The sequence below is a fragment of the Achromobacter sp. 18P8.1.1 genome (genome assembly GCF_057799415.1).
Genome location: NZ_JBYOKH010000023.1, coordinates 41732 through 63242 on the forward strand (window position 1 = coordinate 41732; position 21511 = coordinate 63242).

General features: G+C 64.9%; 20 protein-coding genes and 1 tRNA gene. 6 read left to right on the forward strand and 15 right to left on the reverse strand.

Annotated features, from left to right (window positions below; translation table 11 throughout):
- Positions 1 to 16: 16 nt before the first annotated feature.
- Positions 17 to 280, forward strand: coding sequence for a VOC family protein (locus AC27VE_RS16110; protein WP_488704424.1), 264 nt, complete (start codon positions 17 to 19; stop codon positions 278 to 280).
- Positions 281 to 545: 265 nt separating this feature from the next.
- On the opposite strand, the gene AC27VE_RS16115 is transcribed toward AC27VE_RS16110, so the two are convergent.
- The 6 genes from AC27VE_RS16115 to cysS all read right to left on the reverse strand — a co-directional run bounded on the left by AC27VE_RS16115 (position 546) and on the right by cysS (position 6408).
- A tRNA-Ser gene (locus AC27VE_RS16115) sits at positions 546 to 638 on the reverse strand.
- 90 nt (positions 639 to 728) lie between these two features.
- Complete coding sequence (locus tag AC27VE_RS16120; protein WP_006225514.1) at positions 729 to 1994, reverse strand: aspartate kinase; 1266 nt, start codon at positions 1992 to 1994, stop codon at positions 729 to 731.
- Positions 1995 to 2140: 146 nt separating this feature from the next.
- Positions 2141 to 3136, reverse strand: a complete 996-nt coding sequence (gene tilS / locus AC27VE_RS16125) for a tRNA lysidine(34) synthetase TilS (RefSeq protein WP_488704437.1) — start codon at positions 3134 to 3136, stop codon at positions 2141 to 2143.
- A gap of 150 nt (positions 3137 to 3286) precedes the next feature.
- Positions 3287 to 4252, reverse strand: coding sequence for an acetyl-CoA carboxylase carboxyltransferase subunit alpha (locus tag AC27VE_RS16130; RefSeq protein ID WP_006225512.1), 966 nt, complete (start codon positions 4250 to 4252; stop codon positions 3287 to 3289).
- Positions 4253 to 4288: 36 nt separating this feature from the next.
- A complete protein-coding gene (locus tag AC27VE_RS16135; protein ID WP_006225511.1) occupies positions 4289 to 4933 on the reverse strand; it encodes a DNA-3-methyladenine glycosylase family protein in 645 nt (214 codons plus the stop codon).
- A gap of 20 nt (positions 4934 to 4953) precedes the next feature.
- On the reverse strand, positions 4954 to 6408 hold the full coding sequence (gene cysS / locus AC27VE_RS16140) for a cysteine--tRNA ligase (RefSeq protein WP_488704425.1): 1455 nt from the start codon (positions 6406 to 6408) through the stop codon (positions 4954 to 4956).
- A gap of 352 nt (positions 6409 to 6760) precedes the next feature.
- On the opposite strand from cysS, the gene AC27VE_RS16145 reads away from it, so the two are divergent.
- From AC27VE_RS16145 to AC27VE_RS16155, 3 genes are all read left to right on the forward strand, one after another.
- The gene (locus AC27VE_RS16145) at positions 6761 to 7444 is read left to right on the forward strand and encodes a tetratricopeptide repeat protein (RefSeq protein WP_488704426.1); all 684 of its coding nucleotides are present in this window, start codon (positions 6761 to 6763) and stop codon (positions 7442 to 7444) included.
- Positions 7445 to 7578: 134 nt separating this feature from the next.
- The gene (locus AC27VE_RS16150) at positions 7579 to 8088 is read left to right on the forward strand and encodes a peptidylprolyl isomerase (protein WP_006225507.1); all 510 of its coding nucleotides are present in this window, start codon (positions 7579 to 7581) and stop codon (positions 8086 to 8088) included.
- Complete coding sequence (locus tag AC27VE_RS16155) at positions 8081 to 8848, forward strand: UDP-2,3-diacylglucosamine diphosphatase (RefSeq protein WP_427957223.1); 768 nt, start codon at positions 8081 to 8083, stop codon at positions 8846 to 8848. Before AC27VE_RS16150 ends, AC27VE_RS16155 begins: the two co-directional genes overlap by 8 nt.
- 84 nt (positions 8849 to 8932) lie before the next feature.
- Here AC27VE_RS16155 and AC27VE_RS16160 read toward each other — a convergent pair whose 3' ends face one another.
- From AC27VE_RS16160 to AC27VE_RS16170, 3 genes are all read right to left on the reverse strand, one after another.
- Positions 8933 to 9796 carry an undecaprenyl-diphosphate phosphatase gene (locus AC27VE_RS16160; protein WP_315136169.1) on the reverse strand — a complete coding sequence of 288 codons (864 nt, stop codon included), beginning with the start codon at positions 9794 to 9796 and terminating at the stop codon, positions 8933 to 8935.
- A gap of 18 nt (positions 9797 to 9814) precedes the next feature.
- Positions 9815 to 11401 (reverse strand): TerC family protein, encoded by a 1587-nt coding sequence (locus tag AC27VE_RS16165; protein WP_006225504.1) that lies wholly within the window; start codon positions 11399 to 11401, stop codon positions 9815 to 9817.
- Between the two features lie 154 nt (positions 11402 to 11555).
- The gene (locus AC27VE_RS16170) at positions 11556 to 12341 is read right to left on the reverse strand and encodes an inositol monophosphatase family protein (RefSeq protein WP_088589102.1); all 786 of its coding nucleotides are present in this window, start codon (positions 12339 to 12341) and stop codon (positions 11556 to 11558) included.
- 132 nt (positions 12342 to 12473) lie between these two features.
- Between AC27VE_RS16170 and AC27VE_RS16175 the strand changes: the two genes are divergently transcribed.
- On the forward strand, positions 12474 to 13265 hold the full coding sequence (locus tag AC27VE_RS16175; protein WP_085946950.1) for an RNA methyltransferase: 792 nt from the start codon (positions 12474 to 12476) through the stop codon (positions 13263 to 13265).
- Positions 13266 to 13329: 64 nt separating this feature from the next.
- On the opposite strand, the gene AC27VE_RS16180 is transcribed toward AC27VE_RS16175, so the two are convergent.
- On the reverse strand, positions 13330 to 14319 hold the full coding sequence (locus AC27VE_RS16180) for a Bug family tripartite tricarboxylate transporter substrate binding protein (RefSeq protein ID WP_006225501.1): 990 nt from the start codon (positions 14317 to 14319) through the stop codon (positions 13330 to 13332).
- Between the two features lie 160 nt (positions 14320 to 14479).
- Between AC27VE_RS16180 and AC27VE_RS16185 the strand changes: the two genes are divergently transcribed.
- Positions 14480 to 15241: an IclR family transcriptional regulator gene (locus AC27VE_RS16185; RefSeq protein ID WP_006225500.1), complete on the forward strand. Its 762-nt coding sequence runs from the start codon at positions 14480 to 14482 to the stop codon at positions 15239 to 15241.
- A 78-nt stretch (positions 15242 to 15319) separates the two neighbouring features.
- Here the strand turns inward: AC27VE_RS16185 and AC27VE_RS16190 are convergent, their stop codons facing one another.
- From AC27VE_RS16190 to AC27VE_RS16210, 5 genes are all read right to left on the reverse strand, one after another.
- Complete coding sequence (locus AC27VE_RS16190) at positions 15320 to 16177, reverse strand: mechanosensitive ion channel family protein (RefSeq protein ID WP_088589104.1); 858 nt, start codon at positions 16175 to 16177, stop codon at positions 15320 to 15322.
- A gap of 123 nt (positions 16178 to 16300) precedes the next feature.
- A complete protein-coding gene (locus AC27VE_RS16195; protein WP_488704427.1) occupies positions 16301 to 17413 on the reverse strand; it encodes a DUF1513 domain-containing protein in 1113 nt (370 codons plus the stop codon).
- A complete protein-coding gene (locus AC27VE_RS16200; RefSeq protein ID WP_488704428.1) occupies positions 17403 to 18491 on the reverse strand; it encodes an imelysin family protein in 1089 nt (362 codons plus the stop codon). The genes AC27VE_RS16195 and AC27VE_RS16200 overlap by 11 nt, the downstream gene beginning before the upstream one ends.
- Positions 18491 to 20008 carry a di-heme oxidoreductase family protein gene (locus tag AC27VE_RS16205; protein ID WP_006225496.1) on the reverse strand — a complete coding sequence of 506 codons (1518 nt, stop codon included), beginning with the start codon at positions 20006 to 20008 and terminating at the stop codon, positions 18491 to 18493. The genes AC27VE_RS16200 and AC27VE_RS16205 overlap by 1 nt, the downstream gene beginning before the upstream one ends.
- Positions 20005 to 21303, reverse strand: a complete 1299-nt coding sequence (locus tag AC27VE_RS16210) for an imelysin family protein (RefSeq protein WP_427961750.1) — start codon at positions 21301 to 21303, stop codon at positions 20005 to 20007. The genes AC27VE_RS16205 and AC27VE_RS16210 overlap by 4 nt, the downstream gene beginning before the upstream one ends.
- Positions 21304 to 21511 lie beyond the last annotated feature (208 nt).

Here is a 21511-nt window from a genome sequence, read left to right on the forward strand (position 1 = left end):
GCCCGAAGGAGCCGATGTGTTTTCACATATTTTCGTGAGCGTGACCGATTTCGAGCGAGCGCTTCGCTTCGACACCCCGCTTATGGACAGCCTGGGTATTGAAATGCGATTTTGCGACCGCAGGCCGTGGGCGGGCTGGCACACCGCCGATCAATCGCGTCCCTTTTTCGTTATCTGCACACCTTACGACGGCAAGCAGCACGAGCCGGGGAACGGTCAGATGATCGCCTTCGGCTGCGTCTCGGGCAATGGTCGACGCAGCTCACAAAGTGGCGCTTGAGAACGGCGGGGCATGCGAGGGTCTACCCGGAGCAAGACCGCGTTACCATGCTTATTACTACGGCGCGTCTTTCGCGATCCGGACAGGAACAAGTTTGGCGTGGCATGCCATGCGCCGGCATTCGAAAGACCTTAACGAATGCTTCAAACCTAAAGGTGTCAGATGATGGTGGACAACCTGAGGAATGAAAAAACCCCGCAATCACTTTCGCGATTGCGGGGTTTTTATCTTCAGCACTGGCCAGAAGCCAGTACTAAAGCTTATCTGGCGGAGACGGTGGGATTCGAACCCACGATGCAGTTTTTAGCCACATACTCCCTTAGCAGGGGAGCCCCTTCAGCCTCTCGGGCACGTCTCCGAAAAGAGAACGAGATTCTAGCACGAATTTTTGGAGTATTTCCCGCGAAGCGGGCTATCGATCAAAAAAAACGTGCCGGAACCGTTGTCTTTATTCCTTGGCGCCCGGCGTCTGGTCCAGGCCGAAGGCCTTATGCAGCGCGCGCACGCCCAATTCCATGTACTTGTCGTCGATGATGACGGACGTCTTGATTTCGCTGGTGCTGATCATCTGGATGTTGATGCCTTCTTGCGAAAGCGTCTGGAACATCAAGCTGGCCACGCCCACGTGCGAGCGCATGCCGATGCCCACGATCGAGACCTTGGCAACCTTCTCGTCGGTGGACAGTTCGCCTGCGCCAACGGCTGGGATCACTTCGCGCTTGAGCAGGTCCACGGCGCGCGCAAACTCGTTGCGGTTCACGGTGAACGAGAAGTCGGTCGTGCCAGCCACGGACTGGTTCTGCACGATCATGTCGACGTCGATATTGGCGGCGGCGACCGGACCCAGGATGGAGAAAGCGATGCCCGGTTTGTCGGGCACGGCCAGCAAGGTGATTTTGGCTTCGTCGCGGCTGAAGGCGATGCCGGAGACAACGGCGGCTTCCATTTTTTCGTCTTCCTCAAAAGTAATCAGCGTGCCCGAGACCATTTCTTCGTCGAGCGGGATGAGCGGGTCGGTCAGCGAGGACAGGACCCGGACCGGTACACGGTATTTGCCGGCGAATTCAACCGAGCGGATCTGGAGGACCTTGGAACCCAGCGACGCCATTTCCAGCATTTCCTCGAAGGAAACGACGGCCATGCGGCGCGCTTCGGGCACCACGCGCGGATCGGTCGTGTAGACGCCGTCCACGTCAGTGTAGATCAGGCATTCGTCGGCCTTGATAGCCGCTGCCACGGCCACGGCCGAGGTATCCGAACCACCACGGCCCAGCGTCGTGATGTGGCCTTCCGGGTCGATGCCCTGGAAGCCCGTCACGATGACCACCCGGCCAGCGTCGAGGTCGGCGCGGATGCGCGCGTCGTCGATGGAGCTGATGCGCGCTTTCGTGAAGGACGAATCCGTACGCACGGGCACTTGCCAACCGGCATAGCTGCGCGCTGGCACGCCTTCGGCCTGGAGCGCAATAGCCAGCAAGCCGCTGCTGGCCTGCTCGCCGGTGGCGGCGATCATATCGAGCTCGCGGCCGTCGGGCTGAGGCGCGATTTCGCGTGCCAGGCCAAGCAGGCGATTCGTTTCGCCCGCCATTGCCGACGGCACAACAACAACCTGGTGGCCTGCGGCGTGCCACTTCGCGACGCGACGCGCCACGTTTCTGATGCGCTCGACCGAGCCCATCGAAGTACCGCCATATTTGTGAACGATCAGGGACATCTCGTACTCTGGCTGGGAACCCGCCGCAAAGTGGTGGCGGGCAAAACCATATATTCTAGCGCGGCGGTAAAAATTTGCTCAGTTTGAGGAAATTTATGTTCATTACGCGGCTATTTTTCTGCGGATTCTTTCCAAAGCAGCCGTTTTTATCCTCTGGGCTCGACCCAGACCCGTCCCCGATGGCATCGGACCACATGCCCCGCCTGCTCCACACGCAGCTGGCGGTCATGGCCCAGGCTGTGCAGTTCGCGTAGCTGGCGCAACAGGTCGCGCAGGCGCGCGTCGGTGGGCATGCGGGCGCCGTTTTGCGCCAGCCAATGGCGCAGCACCTGGGCCTGGCGCGCCGCCGACAATCCGCGCCACGCCTGCAGCGAAAAACTGGCGCCGTCCGGGCTGGGCTCCAAGCGGGCGAAATCCTCGCGCGCGACCTCGTCCAGGATTTCGGCCGCTTCGGCCATATGCGCCGCATGCCGGGCGACGATGCCCCGCCATCCGGGCCAGCGGCCGTCCAGCACCGGCGCCAGCAACTCGCGCACCGCGGCGCGCGTATAGCGGGGATCGGAATTGGTGGGATCTTGCACCGCTTGCCAGCCGCAGGCGGCCTCAACAGCCGCCGCAGCCTGCAGGACCGTAGCGCGGTCCTGGCCTAGCCAGGGCCGCAGGTACCAGACGCCATCGCGCTGCGTGGCCGGCGACATGGCCGCCATGCCTGCCAGCCCGGTGCCACGCAACAACCGAAGCAACACGGTTTCGGCCTGGTCGTTGCGATGGTGGGCCAGCAGCACATGACGAATTCCGTGCGCATGGGCCAATTGGGCCAGCGCTGCGTAACGCGCGTCGCGCGCCGCCGCTTCGATACCCTTGCCGGCCGCTTGCTCGACCTGCACTCGTGCCTCGGCGACAGGCACGCCCAGCAAGCTGCCCAGCGCATGCACCTGGCGCCCCCACGCATCGGCGGCGGCCTGCAAGCCGTGATGCACATGGAACAAGGACAGACCGATGCCCAGCTCGCGGGCCACCGCCGCCGCATGCACGGCAAGCATGGCTGAATCCGCGCCGCCGCTGACGGCGACCGCGATACGCGCGGGATGCGCGGGCCGCTCGGGCAAGGCCAGCAAGGCCTGGCGCAGCGCGGCGGCCAATTCCGCGGACACGGGCGGCAAAGGCGGGCCGGAATGCACAACGCCCGACTCGCCCTGTGCGGGCGTGTCGGGCGTTGGCCGGACGTTCATGGGAATGGCGCGGGTAGCGCGGTCGCGGCGCCGGCTGGCTTGCCGACGCCCCTGCCCGCCTTACGCACGCACTTCCTGGTAGGCGCCGTAGGACAGCAGGCGCTGGACGCGCTGTTCCACAAGCTGCTCGGGCGTCATGCCCTGCAGTTGGCGCAGGGCATCGCCCAATGCGCGGCGCAGCAGGCGCGCCATGACGCGGGGGTCGCGGTGTGCGCCGCCCACAGGTTCGTTGACCACGCGGTCCACCAGGCCCAGGTCCTTCAGGCGCGGAGCGATGATGGCCAGCGCTTCGGCGGCGTCAGGCGCCTTGTCGGCGCTGCGCCACAGGATGGAGGCGCAGCCTTCCGGCGAAATCACGGCGTAGGTGGCGTACTGCAGCATCAGCACGGCGTTGCCCACGGCAATCGCCAGGGCGCCGCCCGAACCGCCTTCGCCGATGATCGTGCAGATCACGGGGACCTTGAGTTCGGCCATGGCGTACAGGTTGTGGCCAATGGCTTCGGACTGGCCGCGCTCTTCGGCGCCGATGCCCGGATAGGCGCCCGGGGTGTCCACGAAGGTGAACACGGGGATGCCGAATTTTTCAGCCAGGCGCATCAGGCGCAGGGCCTTGCGATAGCCTTCAGGACGCGGCATGCCGAAATTGCGGGCGGCGCGTTCCTTGGTGTCGCGGCCTTTCTGATGGCCGATCACCATGCAGGGGGTGCCGTTGAAGCGCGCGAGGCCGCCGATGATGGACTGGTCGTCGGCGTACATGCGGTCGCCGTGCAGTTCATGGAAGTCGGTGAACATTTCGCGCACGTAGTCCAGCGTGTAGGGACGCTGGGGGTGGCGGGCGACAAGGGCCGTCTGCCACGGCGTGAGCTTGGCGTAGATTTCCTTGGCCAAGGTCTGGCTCTTCTGCTGCAGACGTCCGATCTCGTCGGAGATGTCTACCGCTGAATCGGCCTGCACGTAGCGCAGCTGCTCGATCTTGTTTTCAAGTTCGGCCAGCGGCTGTTCAAATTCCAGAAATGTATTGCGCATGTAGTGTGGTTCCGTAGATGGGCTGCCTGGTGTGCATCAGTATTGAACCGGTGTCGGTTCCAGACTGCGCCATAAGTACCAGGTTGCCACGGTACGCCAGGGCTGCCACGCCAGCGAGACTTCGCGAGCCTCGAAGCGCGAGACAGGCTCGCCACTGAAATAGTGTAGCGAGATTGCCTTGAGCAACCCGGGATCATCCAGCGGCAGGACGTCAGGCCGCTGTAGATTGAAAATCAAAAACATCTCCGCCGTCCAGCGCCCGATGCCCCGGATGGCGACCAATTCAGAAATAACGGCCTCGTCGTCCATGGCCGCCCACTTTTCAGGGTGGACGCGGCGTTCGCCGAAATGCACGGCCAGGTCCAGCACGTATTCGGCCTTGCGTTGGGACAAGCCCGCCTTGCGCAGCCCGTCCACGCCTACGCGCAGCACGGCGACCGGCGTGGGGCGTTTGCCCACGGCATCGATGAACTTGGTCCAGACGGCGTCGGCCGCCTTGGTGGAGATCTGTTGCCCGATGATCGCCCGCGCCAGCGTCACGAACGGCGTGCCGCGCGAGGTCAGCCAGACCTCGGGATGCTGGGGGATGACCTTTTTCAGGATGCGGTCGCGCCGCATCAGGTGGGCGACGGCGGCCTCCCAATACTCGGGTTTGGGGATGTCGAGATCGGCGGTGGACATATCGGGCGTATCCACTGGGCTCACGCCCGGCGCCATTGCGTCAAGCCACCCGGCTTGTCGTCGAGTTCAATGCCGGCATCGCGCAATTCGGCGCGGATGCGGTCGGCTTCCGCGAAGTTGCGGGCCGCCTTGGCAGCTGCGCGCGCGTCGATCAACGACTGGATCGCGTCGGCGTCCAGGGTGGCGCGCTGGCCTTGCTCGATGGCCGCTGCGGAATAGCGGGTAGGCGACTGGAAGTACGTCGCCGGGTCCTGTTGCAGGAGGCCCAGCAACGCGGCCAGCGCCTTCAATTGGCCGGCGCTGCGCGCGCTCTTGCCGCGGTTGGCCTCGGAGGCGAGCTCAAACAGGGCCGCAATGGCGCCCGAACTGTTGAAGTCGTCGTCCATGGCGGCCTTGAAGGCCTGGGCCTGCGGCTCGTTCCAGTCGATGCCCTGGTCGTCGGCCGCCACGTTCTGCAGCGCCTGGTACAGGCGGTCCAGCGCGTTCTGCGCGTCGACGAGGTTGTCAGGCGTGTAGTTTTGCGGGCTGCGGTAGTGGTTGCGCACGATGAAGAAGCGCACCATTTCGGCTTCACGCGGGTTGACCGGGTAGGACGCCACGTCCGCGGCCGGGTCGCCCTGGGCGATGGTCTGGCGGATGGTGCGGAAATTGCCCAGGGACTTGGACATCTTGTCCGAATCGACCATGAGCGGGCCGCAATGCATCCAGATATTGGCCAGCGTGCCGCCAAAGGCGCCTTCGGTCTGGGCGATCTCGTTTTCGTGGTGCGGGAATTTCAGGTCCGGACCGCCGCCGTGGATGTCCAGGGGCAGGCCCAGCAGGGACTTGCTCATGGCCGAGCACTCGATGTGCCAGCCCGGACGGCCCAGGCCGTACGGCGACTCCCACTTGGTGTCGTCGGGCTCCTCCGCCTTGGCCGATTTCCACAGCACGAAGTCCAGCGGGTCGCGCTTGGCCGAACCCACGGCCACGCGTTCGCCAGCGCGCAGGTCGTCCAGCGTCTTGCCGGACAGCTTGCCGTAGCCGGGAAAGCCGCGGACGGCGTAATTCACGTCGCCGTCGTCGGCCTGATAGGCCAGGCCGTTCTTCTCGAGCTTGCCGATGATGTCCAGCATATCGCCCACGTACTGGGTGGCGCGCGGCTCGCGGTCGGGCGACTCCACGCCCAGCGCTTGCTCGTCGGCATGCATGGCGGCGATGTAGAACTCGGTGACTTCTCCGATGCGGCGGCCGGTTTCAACGGCGCGGCGGATGATCTTGTCGTCGATGTCCGTGATGTTGCGCACGTAGTCGACGGCCAGCCCGCTGGCGCGCAGCCAGCGCTGCACGACGTCGAACGAGACCAGCATGCGGGCATGGCCCAGATGGCAGAAGTCATACACGGTCATGCCACACACGTACATGCGCACCTGACCAGCCTGGGCCGGTTTGAACGGTTCTTTGGTACGCGATAACGTGTTGTAGATTTGCAGCATGGCGCTTTAGGATTCGTCTAATTGCTTCCGGGGCGGATTCGGAAAGTTGCTTGCGAAGGACAATACCTTCGCAGCCTGCCGCCAACACCATCATCATCGAATACCGACGACTGGTCTTGCCTGGCCTTCAAGTGCGGGTCGGCATTTGCCGGGCTCTATGCCTTGCAAATACCCGGAATTTGCTCAGCTTTTGCTCGGCATTTGTCCCACACTCTGGGTCCCAGACCCTGGCCCTACGCCCAATGTCGAGCCAAAAACTCAACCGGGGCTAAAATGGCGGTCGTCAAGTATAGCAAGCGGCCCGGTCGCGCGCGTAAGTGCAAGCCGGCCACGACTTTTAACGGATACCCACGTGACTATCAAGCCGCGTTTTTATGTCGCCCTGCTCGCCCTGGCTGTCGCCGGCGCGCCGGTTGGAGTCGCCCTTGCCCAGTCGATGGCCGGCGGCGGGGGTGCCAGTCCCAATGCCACCCGCACCACACTGGACCCGATTCCTCCCGAGGGCGGCTGGGACGGCCTGGCCAAGCTGCTGGAAGCCGCCAAGCCCGGTGTCGACACGCGGCTCGCGCCCTCGCCTTCGCAGGTCACCTCGCGCATCGAAATGCTGTTGAACCGCGGCGACGTCAATGAAGCCCTGGCGTTGATCGAAAAACGCGAAGCAGAGATCAAGGACCAGCGTGGCACCGACGTGCAACTGATGTTCCAGCACGCGCGCGCCCTGGCCGCTTTGAACCGCACGAACGAGGCCATCGACATCTACACCGACATGACCACGCGTTTCCCGGAGCTTCCGGAACCTTGGAACAACCTGGCGGCTCTATATGCCAGCCGCGGCGAACTTGAAAAAGCGCAAGATGCCCTGCAAATGGCATTGCGCGCCGACCCCGGCTATGCGGCTGCCCGAGCCAATCTGGGCGACCTGCAACTGCTGCAGGCCCTGCAAACCTACAAGAAGGCCGCCAGCGACGGCGTGCCGGGCATGCAGGACAAAGCCCGCGAAGTCGAAACCATGCTGAAGGATAAACAAGGCAAATGATGTCCCGTTACTCCCCCTTCCACCTGCTGCGCCTCACGGCGTGCTCGTTCGCGCTGGCCGCATTTGCCCCGGCCGTAGTCAGCGCCGCTCCCGCAGCCACTTCATCCACCTCCACCTCTGAAGGCACAAAAGCCATGAGCACCAATCCCCGCGTCAAGCTCGTCACGAACCAAGGCGACATGGTCATCACCCTGGACGCCGCCAAGGCGCCCAAGACCGTCGAAAACTTCCTGACCTACGTCAAGGAAGGCTTCTACAACGGCACCGTGTTCCATCGCGTGATCGACGGCTTCATGATCCAGGGCGGCGGTTTCGAACCCGGCATGAAGCAAAAGCAGACCCATGCGCCGATCGAAAACGAAGCCAACAACGGCTTGAAGAACGACAAGTACACCCTGGCGATGGCCCGCACCAGCGACCCGCACTCGGCAACCGCGCAGTTCTTCATCAACGTGTCGAACAACGACTTCCTGAACTTCACGTCGCCCACGCCGAACGGCTGGGGCTACGCAGTCTTCGGCACCATCACCGAAGGCACGGACGTGGTCGAAAAGATCAAGGGCGTGAAGACCGGCAACAAGGGCTTCCACCAGAACGTGCCGAACGAAGACGTGATCATCGAGAAGGCCGAAATTCTTGAATAAGATTGCCCTGTCCGGCCCGATCTGGCTGGCGTCCGACTTGCACCTGGGGCCGGCCACGCCGGCCACCTTGGAGGCCTTCCTGGCCTTTTTGCTAGCGGCGCAAGAAGAAGCTGCCGCCCTGCTGCTGCCGGGCGACATCTTCGATGCCTGGATCGGCGACGACGTGATCCGCGCCGCACCGCCGTGGCTGGCCACGGTGGTGACGGCGCTGCGGGAAACCGCCGCACGCATTCCGGTCTGGCTGGGCCGCGGCAATCGCGACTTCCTGATCGGGGAAGAACTGGCCAACACCGTGGGCGCCAAGCTGTTGCCCGAACCCGCCCTGCTGGAAACGGATTTCGGCCAGGTGCTGCTGACTCACGGCGACGAATTCTGTACGGACGACGCCGCGTACCAGCAGTTTCGCAAGATGGTCCGCGATCCGCGCTGGCAGGCCGAATTCCTGGCCAAGACCATTCCGGAACGCCTGGCGATGGCGCAGCAGGCCCGTGGCGAAAGCCAGGCGGCCAACCAAACGAAGTCCATGGAGATCATGGACGTCAACGGCGCCGCTATCGACGCCATCTTCCGCGAGACCGGCGTGCGCGTGCTGGTGCATGGTCACACGCACCGCCCTGCCCGCCACGTGCTGGAAGTGGATGGCAAGAAGCGCGAGCGCTGGGTGCTGCCCGACTGGGATTGCGACCACGTGTCGCCGGCCCGGGGCGGTTGGCTCATCATAGACCGCGATGGCCTGGAGTTCTACGATCTGGAAACGTAGGATGGATGCCGCGCGCAGCCGATCCCACGATGCAAAAAGGGCCTCGCAATTGCGAGGCCCTTTTTTATCCCGTCGCCCGAAGGCTTAGCGGGTGAAGATCCAGGCCGCCACCACCGCACCGAACACGATGCGGTACCAGGCGAACACGCGGTAGGTGTGGTTGGCCACGAAGCGCAGCACGGCGCGCACCACCACCATCGCGCTCAGGAAGGCGGCGATGAAACCCACGGCGATGCCGGACAGGTCGTGCTGGGTCAGCACACCGAAGTTCTTGTACATGTCGAAGACGGCCGCGCCCAGCATCGTGGGCATGGCCAGGAAGAACGAGAACTCGGTGGCCGTCTTGCGCTGGATGCCGGCGATCATGCCGCCGATGATGGTGGCGCCCGAACGCGAGGTGCCCGGGATCATGGCGAAGCACTGCGCCACGCCCACGCCCAGCGCCTGTTTCCAGGTGATCTGTTCCAGCGTGTAGGCGGAGGCCCGTTCGTCGGATGCCGTGTCATCCGCCGCGCCCGGCTGATCGCCCGGCGTGTGGTGCGTCCTGCGCTCGACGTACAGCATGATCAGGCCGCCCACCACCAGAGTCACCACCACCACGCCAGGGTGGTAGAACACCGACTTGATCGTCTTGATGAAGATCGCGCCAATGACGGCAGCCGGCAGGAAGGCGATGATCAGGTTGCGGGCGAACGCCACTTCGCTGGGCACGCCGGTCAAGGCGCCCCGGATCAGCTGCAGCAGCCGCGCGCGGAACACCCACATCACGGCCAGGATGGAGCCCAGCTGGATCACCACCTCGAACACCTTGCCGTCGCCAGACTGGAAATTGATCCAGTCGCCGACCAGGATGAGGTGGCCCGTACTGGACACGGGGATGAATTCCGTCAGGCCTTCCAGAATGCCCAGGATGAATGCCTTGATCAAATAGAGCGCGTTTTCAGTCACGATAGGTAGGAGTTCCGGTTAATCGTTGGCAAGCGATGCTTCATCGGAAAGCATTTCCTGGGGCCGCTTCTCGACGCGCACCAGCGCGATGCGGCGCCCGTCCATTTCCAGGACTTCAAAACGGAAATGCTGGTGATGGATTTCGTACTCGCAGACATCTCCCGGCTTGGGCAGATGCCCGAAGCGCGACAGCAGATAGCCCGCCAGGGTCGAAAAGTCCTGGGCCTCATCGACCAGGCCTTCGGTTTCCAGCACCTGCTCGACATGGTGCAGGTCGGCCGCCCCGTCGATCTTCCAGGTGTTGTCGCCGTCGGCGACGATGTCGGGCAGTTCGTCCTCGTCGGGAAATTCACCGGCGATCGCCTCGAAGACGTCGATGGGCGTGACCAGGCCTTCGATGGCGCCGAACTCGTCGGCCACCAGCACCAGTTGGCCGCGCGAACGCTTGAGCGTGTCCATCAAACGCAGGATGCCGATGGCCTCGTGCACGATGATGGGGTCGCGCAGGCGATTGCGGCGCACCCGGCCTTCGGTGATCAGGTCGGCCACCAGGTCCTTGGCGCGGGCAATGCCCAGCACCTCGTCCAGCGACCCCCGGCAAACGGGGAAGAAGCTGTGCGGGGCCTCGGTCAGTTGGCGACGGATCAGTTCGGGATCATCGTCGATGTTGATCCAGGACACGTCCGTGCGCGGCGTCATGATCGAGCGGATGGAGCGTTCGGCCAGGGTCAGCACCCCGCTCACCATGTTGCGCTCTTCAACGCCGAAGGCCGGCATGGACGGACCGTCCGCGTTGGGCAGGTCGGGCTCATCACTGGCGGGCGGGCGCTTGCCCAGCATGCGCAGCACGGCCGAGGCCGTGCGCTCGCGCATGGGGCGGCGGGCGTCCAGCTTCAGCAGGTTGCGGCGCGCCACCTGGTTGAGCGCTTCGATGGCCACCGAGAAACCGATGGCGGCATACAGGTAGCCCTTGGGCACCTTGAAACCGAAGGCTTCAGCCAGCAGCGAAAAGCCGATCATCAAGAGAAAGCCCAGGCACAGGACCACCACGGTCGGGTGCGCATTGACGAAGCGCGTCAGGGGCTTGGAGGCCAGCAGCATGATGCCGATGGCGATGATGACGGCGATCATCATGATGGCCAGGTGATCCACCATGCCCACGGCGGTGATCACGGAGTCCAGTGAGAACACCGCGTCCAGCACCACGATCTGCGTGACGATGACCCAGAAGCTCGCGTACACGCGCGGCCCGGACGAGCCGGCGTGCTGCCCGCCCTCCAGGCGCTCGTGGAGCTCCATCGTGCCCTTGAACAGCAGGAAGAGGCCACCCACCATCAGGATCAGGTCGCGTCCCGAGGGGGACAGCGGACCGACGGAAAACAGGGGGGTGGTCAAGGTGACCAGCCACGACATGACGGACAAGAGGCCAAGCCGCATGATGAGGGCCAGGCTCAACCCCATGATGCGCGCGCGATCGCGTTGCGCAGGAGGCAGTTTGTCCGCCAGGATGGCGATGAAAATCAGGTTATCAATGCCCAGGACGATCTCAAGGACGACCAGGGTAAGCAAGCCGACCCACGCAGCGGGGTCTAGCAGCCACTCCATCAGGAGCTCCAGAAGTTACACGACCGGTAATCGTACATGGAAATGCCATGACACGCCGGTGACACGCCTCGTCCGTATGCCTGATGGGCAGTGGCGCGCCTTAAAAAAAAACGGCCCGAAGGCCGGTTTTCGTACTGCGTGATCCGTGTCGGGATCAGGCGGCCGACGGCGGGTTCAGCGACGTCAGCATTTGCGTGAAGATCTTCGGGCTGGCGGCCAGCACGTTGCCGCTGTCCATCCAACCTTGTTCGCCGTCGAAGTCGGCGATCAGGCCGCCGGCTTCCAGAACCATCAGGCTGCCGGCAGCCAGGTCCCAGGGCTTCAGGCCCACGCCGCAGAAGCCGTCCAGGCGGCCGCAGGCGACATAAGCCAGGTCCAGGACCGTGGCGCCCAGGCGGCGCACGCCCGTCGCGCCTTCGGCCATCTGGCGGAAGCGCTGCGAGCCCTGTTCGGGGTCGCCGGCGCTGGGCCAGTGGGCGCCCAGCAGCGCCTCGTGGTAGCGGGTGCGGCCCGAGACGCGCACGCGGCGATCGTTCAGGAAGGTGCCGCTGCCACGGCTGGCCGTGAACAGTTCGTTGCGCGAGGGGTCATAGATGACCGCTTGCGTGACCTGGCCGCGCTGCGTCAGCGCAATCGACACGGCGTAGTTGGGCAGGCCGTGGATGAAGTTCGTCGTGCCGTCCAGGGGATCGATGATCCACTGGAATTCGGCCTGGTCGGGACCTTGCAGCCCGAATTCCTCGCCCAGCACGGCATGGTCCGGGTAAGCGGCATGCAGTGTTTCGACGATGGACTCCTCGGCGGCGCGATCGACTTCCGTGACATAATCGCGCGGCCCCTTGCGAGCCACGGTGAGTCGTTCCAAATCCATGCTGGCACGGTTGATAATGGTGCCGGCACGCCGGGCCGCCTTGATGGCGATGTTGAGCATCGGGTGCATAAAATTCCGTACGTATGCGGTGGGTTCGCGTGATGGTAGGCCACTTGCCGCCCCCCCGGGTCCGTCGTTGCCCCAACCGGGGAAATCGACCCAAAAAACCAGGAAGGCACTAAGCCAAACGTGCCATTTTAAATGACTCAAGCATTTTCACGTGTTCGCTTCGTTATGGTGAACCCCAGCCACCCCGGAAACGTCGGTTCTGCGGCCCGTGCAATCAAGACAATGGGCTTCTCGGAACTGGTGCTGGTCGAACCTAAGTTCCCAGATGTAACAAGCCAGCCGGAGGCCGTGGCGCTTGCCAGCGGCGCGCTCGACGTGCTGGAAAACGCGCGCATCTATCCGTCGCTGGAAGCTGCCCTGGCCCCCGTCACGATGGCGTTCGCCCTGACCGCCCGGGTGCGCGACCTGGGCCCCCCGCCCTGCGACATCCGGCAGGCCGCGGATCTGGCCTGCGCCCATCTGGGGGATACCGCAGAGGGCGTGGCCGCCATCGTGCTGGGCACGGAGCGCGCCGGGCTCACCAACGCCCAGATCGCGTTGTGCCACCGCATCTGCCACATCCCCGCCAACCCCGAGTACAGCTCGCTGAACGTCGCCCAGGCCCTGCAATTGGCCGCCTGGGAGCTGCGTTACGCGTTGCTGGTGGACCAGGGCGCGGCGCTGCTGCCCGCCTCCACCGCCCAGGAACCTGCGCGCGGTGCCGAGCCGGCCTCCAGCGAAGCGGTGCAGGCGTTCCTGGCCCACTGGGAAGAGGCGCTGATCGGCGTCCAGTTCCTGGACCCCGCGCACCCCAAGAAGCTGATGCCGCGCATGCGCCATCTGTTTTCGCGCCCGGCGCTGACCCGCGACGAGGTGGACATGATGCGCGGCGTCTGCACCGCGATGCTGGCCACCGCCAAGCGCAACGGCGGCGCAAAAAAATAGGGACGGGCATCGCCCGTCCCTGGTGCATCGAACTCCCGGCGGCAGGCCGCCGGGAGTTCGATGATCAGTCCACCGTGGCGCCCGAGGCCTTGATCACAGGCGCCCAGCCATCCACTTCCGACTTGATGAACTGGCCGAATTCGGCCGGCGTGGTCTTCACGCCCACGGCGCCCAGCTTCTCGAAGCTGGTCTGTACAGAAGCCTTATCCAGCGCTTGCTGCATGGCCGCGTTCAGCTTGTTGATCACTTCCGGCGGCGTGCCGGCGGGTGCCAGCAGGCCAAACCAGGACGACACGTCGAAATCGGTGAAGCCCGATTCCTTCATCGTGGGCAGGTCCGGCGCGCTCTTGGAGCGGTCGCTGGTGGTCACGGCCAGGGCACGCAGCTTGCCCGATTGGGCATGCGGCCATGCCGAGGGCATGTTGTCGAACATGAACTGCACCTGGCCGCCTATCAGGTCGGTCATGGCCGGGGCGCTGCCCTTGTAGGGCACGTGCAGCACGTCGATGCCCGCCTTCATCTTGAACAACTCGCCCGCCATGTGGATGGAGGTGCCGCTGCCCGACGAGGCGAACGCCAGCTTGCCGGGGTTCTTCTTGGCGTATTCGACCAGCTCTTGCACCGATTTCACCGGCACCTGCGGGTTCACGACCAGGATGTTCGGCACCTTGGCGCCCAGCGCCACGGGTGCGAAGTCCTTCGTCAGATCGAACGTGACGTTCTTGTACAGCGTCTGGTTGATGGCGCTGGTCACTGCCACGAACAGCAGCGTGTAGCCGTCAGGGGCAGCGCGCTGAACTTGGTCGGTAGCGATGTTGCTGCCAGCGCCCGGCTTGTTCTCGACCACGAACGATTGGCCCAGGCTCTCGGTGAGTTCCTTGGCCATGATGCGGGCAATCACGTCCGTCGTGCCGCCGGCGGAAAAACCGACCACGATACGGACAGGCTTGTCAGGATAGGCAGCGTGGGCGGAACCCATGGCAAAGGCGCTTGCGGCGGTAGCCAGAAGGGTGGCGGCCAAACGCCGCAGGCCAGGCTTGTGACCTGTAGTCATAATGTCTCCGTGCAGGTACTGTCCATCTAGTGGACGATTTGAATTATTGGATGATGCATTCTGAGCTATACACGCGGGTTGCATCAAGGTAGAGTCCACGCTACGGACAATGGTTTTCCCTTGACCGTTCCGCAATAACCCACAGTTCTCAGAGATTTGCATGCAAGACAGTGATGCCGCGGCCGCAGGCCCACGCACGTTGCGGCGCGGTTTAGCCGTTCTGGCCGCCTTGCGCGACCAAGGGCCCGACGGCCTCAGCGTGACAGATATCGCCCGCCTGACGGGCATACAGCGCCCCACCATTTACCGCTTGCTGGCCGCCCTGCTCGACGCGGGCCTGGTGCTGCCGGTGACGGGCACCAAGAAATACCGCGCCCAACTGGCGGTGGACCCGGACACGCGCTCGCGCGATCCGCGAGTGCGCCAGTTGCTGCCCGTACTGCGCCGTCTGGCCGACCGCACGGGCGATGCCGTCTTCCTGGTGGTGCGCGATGAAGACGACTCCATCAGCCTGCATCGCGAGATCGGCAGCTACCCGGTGCAGATCCTGGCGACGTACGCCGGCAAGCGCCAGCCGCTGGGCGTGGGCTCGGGCGGCATGGCGTTGCTGGCCGCGCTGCCCGACGACATGGCCCGCGGCATTGTCGAGCGCAACTCCGGACGGCTGGACGAATACGGCGGCATGACGCCGCAGGAAATGTACCGGCTGATTGAAAACACCCGGGCGCGCGGCTATTCGGTGGTGGGCAACCACGCCGTGCGCGGTGCGCTGGGCGTGGGTTGCGCGCTGCTGGATTCGCAAGGCGCGCCGCTGCTGGCCGTCAGCGTCACAGCCATCATCGACCGCATGCCGGCCCAGCGTCAGCGCGAGATCGCCGGCTGGATCAAGGCGGAACTGGCGCGCCTGGCGATGCAGGCCTGAGCGGTCCGCGCTGCCCCCACACAGCCAAAAAAACGGGCGCCCGATGGCGCCCGTTTGCATTGCTGCCTACCCCGCGGATCAGGTCGCGGCGCCCGTGGGCGCGTCGGACTTGCCAGCCGTCTTGGGGTTCTGAATCTCGCGCAGCGGAATCGGAGGCTGGAAGCCCGCCTCTTCCAGGCTGCTGCGGATCTGCTGGTACAAGCCCCAGCGCAGGTCCCAGTACTTGCTTGTTTCGGCCCACACGCGCACGTTCACGATGACGCCGTTTTCCTTGTAGTCGAACACCTTCACCAGCGGCGCCGGATCCTTCAGCGCGTCCGGACGGGCGTCCACGATGTTCTGCAGCTTGGCCACCACCGCGTTCAGGTCATCGCCATAGCGCACCGGCACCGGAATATCCAGGCGGCGGGTCTGGTTGCGGCTGTAGTTGGTGATGGTGGCGTTCCAGACCGTGCTGTTGGGCAGCGTCAGATGGATGCCGTCGCCCTGGATGAGCCGCGTGAGGAAGAGACCCACTTCGGCTACCGTGCCTTCCGCCCCGGAACTCAGCGCGATGTACTCGCCCGCGCGGATGGGACGCAAGATCAGCAGCATGATGCCGGCGGCGATGTTCTGCAGCGTGCCTTGCAACGCCAGGCCGACTGCCAGACCGGCCGCGCCCAGCACGGCGATCAGGCTGGCCGTCTGCACGCCGAAGCGCGCCAGGACTGCAATGACCGTGAAGATGCGCACCGCCCAGACGACCGTGCTGTAGAACATCGGCACGATGGTGGGATCGATCTTGCTTGAGCGCGTGGCCGCGCGGCGGACCCAACTGCCCAACAGCGATGACACCCACCAGCCGATGACGAGGATCAGCAGGGCAACAAGCAGATTGATGCCCATATCCACCATCCTGGGAGCCCAGGCGTTAAATTCCCTCAAGGCGTCTTCCATGGAATCTCCTGCGAAAAATTGCGACCGAAAACTGTATCAGATGATCGATAAGCCAAGGGCCGCAATGCGGCCCCGGTATGTCAAGCTTTGTAAGCATACGCCCGCCAGGCGCGCGGGAAGATGTCAGGTGGGCACGATGCGGAAATGATTGTCCCAGGACACCTCGCGCGACGGGGGCAGCACGGGCGATTCCCGGCCCGCGGCATCCGTGCGCAGCATCGCACCCAATCCGCTGCTGACCAGGAAGCCAGCATCGGCGGCGGGTGCCACGCCGCAACCATCGGCCAGCAGTGTCGTGCCCAGGCAGCGGCCGCTGGCGGTGTCCCAATAGATCACCTGTCCGCCGACGGGGCTGGAGGTGGCCACGATGCCGCCCGCCGCGTCCACGGTGACCGACCCCACGTAGTTGCGCATGTTGCGCAAGGTCTCGACCGGCCCTTCGAACAATTCCAGCTGCGCGCCGCGGCGATGCCGCCCCACCAGCGCCGGACGGTCGGCCGCCGGCCCCATGTACTGGCAGCCGAACCACACGCAGCCGTCGGCCGCCAGCGCCAAGTGCCGGATCGATAAGCGATGCAGCTCGGGCGCCAGTTCCACTTTTTCAAGCAGCTGGCCGGTGGCGGCGTCGATATACGCCAGCGACGGGCGCATCGTGTCCAGGTTCAGTTCCAGCTTGCCGTAGTCGGGGTGCGTCAGGATCCCGCCGTTGGCCACGCACAGCGTCTTGCCATCGGGCATCAGCACCACTTCATGCGGGCCGATGCCACCGGAATCGAATTCGCCCACACGCTGCCAGGCGCCGCCGGGCGAGGCGTCGTAGATGCCCAGAACGCCACGGCCGCCCTCGAAGTCGTTCTCGGTGGCGGCCAGCAGCCGACCACCGGCGATGAAGGCGCCATGGCCGAAGAAATGGCGTTCGTCGGGCATCGGCAGCGCCTGTGGCTCGTCGCCGCCACGCAAGGAAAACGCCACGGCGAAGAATCCGGGTTGCCGGCCGAACACGACCGCACGCTGGCTGGCGGGGTCGATGGCGAAGCTGTGCCCGCGTGCCGGCATGGGCACGACCAGGCGGTCGCGGCCGGTCTCATCCAGCAGCACCGCTTCGTCGCGCCCGCCGCGCTTGCGCGCGCTCAGGTACAACGGCCCGCCATCGGCGGGCAGCACCGCCAGCGCCGCACCGGGAGACAGCCCCAGCGCCGCGGCCAGCGACAGGAAGCGTCGGCGATCAATCACCATCGAGCGCATTGAATCCGATGGTGACGCCCAATGCCGGCGCCAGGTCCTGATCGACGATGGCCTTGGCGTTCTTGATCGTGAGCGACGCCAACTGCAACTGGCGCCGGCCGTCTTCGTCTTTCAGCGTCGCCTCAAGCGGCGTGGGCACCGCCTGCAAGGTCTGCGCCGCATTCTGCAATTCCCCGCGCACGGCGACGTCCATCCAATCGTCGCCGCGGGGCAGCGGATAGCCACCGGCTTGATAGAAGGCCTTCAGACCGTCCAGGTTGGCCGCCAGCAAACGCGTGGACAAATCGCTGCGCCAGAAAGCCGCGCGCTTGGGACGCGCCGCCTCGGGCGATTCCCCCAGCACCGGCAGGATCTTCACGTCGCGGGCGAACTGCAAGCCGGTGGACAAGGCCTTCATGGCCTCGGCCGCCACTTCCTGCGGATCGCGGTAAAGGTCGTTGCCCGCTTGCGGCTTGGCGAACTGGCGGCCGAATTCGCCCTGGGCGCTCCAGGCCTGGGCCACGTCGCCGGAAATCGTTGCGACGTTGGCGGCCACGGCGCGGGCGTAGTCGCATGCATAAGCGAACGTCGGCGCGCTGGTCTGCTTGAGGAGCGCAGGCTCGCCGTACAGCACGTATTCCAACGCGGGCAATCCCTGCACGGCGACGCTGCGGCCTGCCAGCGCGCCCGGCGCCAGCACGGCAGGGTCGCCCGCCGCGATCAACTGCTGCACTTGCTTGGGCATCACGCCGCGCGTGTCCGGCCAGAAGGCCAGGCGCTCGAAACGGTTGGCCTGCACCAGCGGACCGAAGCGCAGAATCTCCACGCCCGACCAGGCCAGGGCCAGGTTCGTGAACGCGTCGCCCACGCGCGTGGCGCCCGCCGCATCCGGTTTGGCGCACCAGCCGCCCAACGCGCTATTGAGCGCGGCAGCGGCGTCCGCCATCTTGCCCACGGCCGGGCGGGCGTAGTCACGTGCCAGGCGTTCGCCCAAATCGGCGGGCAGTCGGGCTTGTGCGGCCACGGGCGCGGCCGCCAGCAACACGGCCGCCAAGGCATGCTTGAACACAGGCTGGAAGGATCGGGCCATCACAGCGACTCCAGGAAACGGATCAGGTCGGCGCGTTCTTCGGGCGTCATCGCCACGACGCGGTCACGCGCGGGTTTGCCCGCGCCGTCATGCCACAGCACGGCTTCCAGCAGCGTGCGGGCGCGCCCGTCATGCAGCCAGGTGGCATTGGGATTCACGGTCTTGGTCAGACCGATGCCCCACAGCGGCGGCGTGCGCCATTCGCGGCCGTTGGCTTCGCCGTCGGACACGCCGTCGGCCAAGCCCTCGCCCATGTCGTGCACCAGCATGTCGGTGTAGGGCCAGATCAGCTGGAAGCGGTGTTCCGGCTGCTTGGCATTGCGGCTCGTCACGTACTTGGGCACATGGCAGGCCACGCAATTGGCTTCGTAGAAGAGCTTCTTGCCCGCCAGCACGCGCGCATCGTCCGCGTCGCGTCGCGCCGGCACCGCAAGATTGGTGGAATAGATCGTGACGAAGTCCATCAGCTTGGCCGGGACTTCTTCAGGGCCGAAGCGCGGCTGTGCACCATGCGGCATGTCCAGGCACTGCTTCTGCGACGGCGTGCAATCCCCCGAGTGCTTGGGGAACATCGGCGTGGACAGGCCCATGTCGTTGGAGAACGCGGCAGCGCTTTGCTGCTCGACCGTGGGCTGCCCGGCCTTCAGGTTGAAGCGGCCCAGCACGCGCGCGCCCGTGCGCGCATCCGTGACCCAATTGGCCTTGCCGACGATGCCGTCGCGCTTGTCCGCGCCCACGTTGGCCAGGATATCGGCCTCGTGGATGGATTCCAGCAACCCCAGCCCGATCATGGGCGGCGCCAGACGGGGCGAGATCTGCGTGTCGGCGCGCATCGGCCCGTAGCCGAGGTTCTCGATGCGGTAGGTAGGCTTCATCAACGTGGCGGTCTCCCCCCCGTTGAGCGCGACCGCGATGGGCTCGTATTCGATCTCCATGCGGCCTTCGGCGGGCAGGCCCGCCACCGCGAAGTTCTGCAGCTGCACGCCATAGACGGGTTCGGGCAAGGCCGCGAGCTCGCCCGCGGCAAGCTTGGGGTGCCCGCGATCGGGGCCGTTCGGCACGGCCAGGCGCAGCAACAGCGCCACCGCGTCCGTGCGCTCCAAAGGATCGAAACCCGGCACCGTGCCGCGTCCGTCCTTGGTATGACAGGCCTGGCACGACCGTGCGTTGAACAGCGGCCCCAGACCGTCGGACGCCTGCGTGGAAGCAGGCGCCGACACCCAATCCTTGCGGAACAGGCCGTTGCCGACCTGGAATTCCTGCCGGCCTTCGAAGCTCATGTTGGCCGACGGCTGCGAAAAAATATCGGCGTTGATGAGCTTGTTGGTCGTGGCCGCGCCGGCCTGCATGGTCTCGAAGGTTTCCACCTTCGAGAAATCGCGCGTGGGCGCGGTAATCGCGGTAACGCGCTTCTGGTCTTCGGGCGTCAGGTCATCACGCCCGGCGGGCACATCAGGTGCGGCGGCGGCGCCGGCGTGAGCCGACGCCGCCAGTACGGCGGCTAATACGAGTTTCACTTGAATACGGCGTCGGGTTTATCCAGGCTGTCGGAACCTTCGATGGCGACCTTGCCCAGATCCAGCAACGCGATCACGCGTTCCAGGCTGCGGGTCTGGTCCACCAGGCGGTCGATGGCGGCCTGCACCATCGCGTTGCCTTCCTTGTTGCCGTCGGCAATCATCTGGTCATAGGTTTCGACCGTTTCGGCGCGCGTCTTCATCGCCTGCATGGCCGCCACCGTGGCGTCCAGCTTGGCGCGCACTTCGGCGTCCAGCTTCGGGTCCTTGGCCTTGACCAGTTCCGAGAGGCTGGCGCCCTTGACTTCCTTGCCGTCGATGCGGGTGTAGGCGCCCAGGTAGACGTTGCGGATGCCCAGTTGGTCGTAGTAGTGCGCGTTGTGCGTGTTGTCCGAGAAGCAGTCGTGCTCTTCTTCGGGGTCGTGCAGCATCAGGCCGAGCTTCATGCGTTCGCCGGCCAATTCGCCGTACGACAGGCTGCCCAGGCCGGTCAGCATGGCGATCAGGCCAGCCTTGGGGTCTTCTTCGACGGCCTTGCGCGCAGCGCCGTCCTTCTTCCAGTTGCCCACCATTTCTTCCAGGTCCGTCACCAGCAGATCGGTCACGGCCTTCAGGAATTCGATGCGGCGTTCGCAGTTGCCGCCGGTGCATTGCTTGGTGTCGAAGTCCGTATGCGGACGGTTGCCCGAATGGCGTTCTTGCGGCGTACCCTTGCGGTCGGCCGGCGCCGGGCCCGTGCCGTTCAGGTCCTGGCCCCACAGCAGGAATTCGATGGCGTGGTAACCCGTGGCCACGTTGGCCTCGTTGCCGTCGGCCTCGTGCAGCACTTCGGACAGCAGCTGCGGCGTGATCTTGCTGACGTCGACCGTCTTGCCGCCCACCGAGATCTTGGAATTGGCGATGACGTTGACGGCGTAGTAGGCGTTTTCGTCGTTTTCGGTGCCGTAGGACGCATCCACGTAATCGATCAGGCCTTCGTCCAGCGGCCAGGCGTTCACGCGGCCTTCCCAGTCGTCGACGATGGGGTTGCCAAAGCGGTAGGCTTCGGTCTGCTGATACGGCACGCGGGCTGCCAGCCAGGCTTCGCGCGCGGCCTTCAGCGTTTCGGGGCTGGGCTTGGCAACCAGGGCATTGATGGCGGTGCGCAGCGTCTTAGCGGCAGTCAGCGAGTCTTCATAGCTCGCCAGCGCCAGATCCGAATAGGTGGCGACCACGGCCTTGGGCTCAACCGCGGCGTGGGCCGTTCCCCCGAATACCGCGGCGGCCAGCACCGCACCCAAAAGCAACTTGCGCATCGACTTTCTCCCGTAACTCGAACGGTGTCCGCCCCCGCGGCGGGCCGTTCCGACTTCAATTTTGTGGATGCGAGTGTAAACAATTTTCGTTTGATATTCAGCGTAAAGTCAGATACCTGACATTTTTTTGAACGTAAAACGCGGGCGAATCCACGCTGAACGCGGCTGTGGGCCGCTACTATCCGACATTCCCCGTCCCTCATTTTTC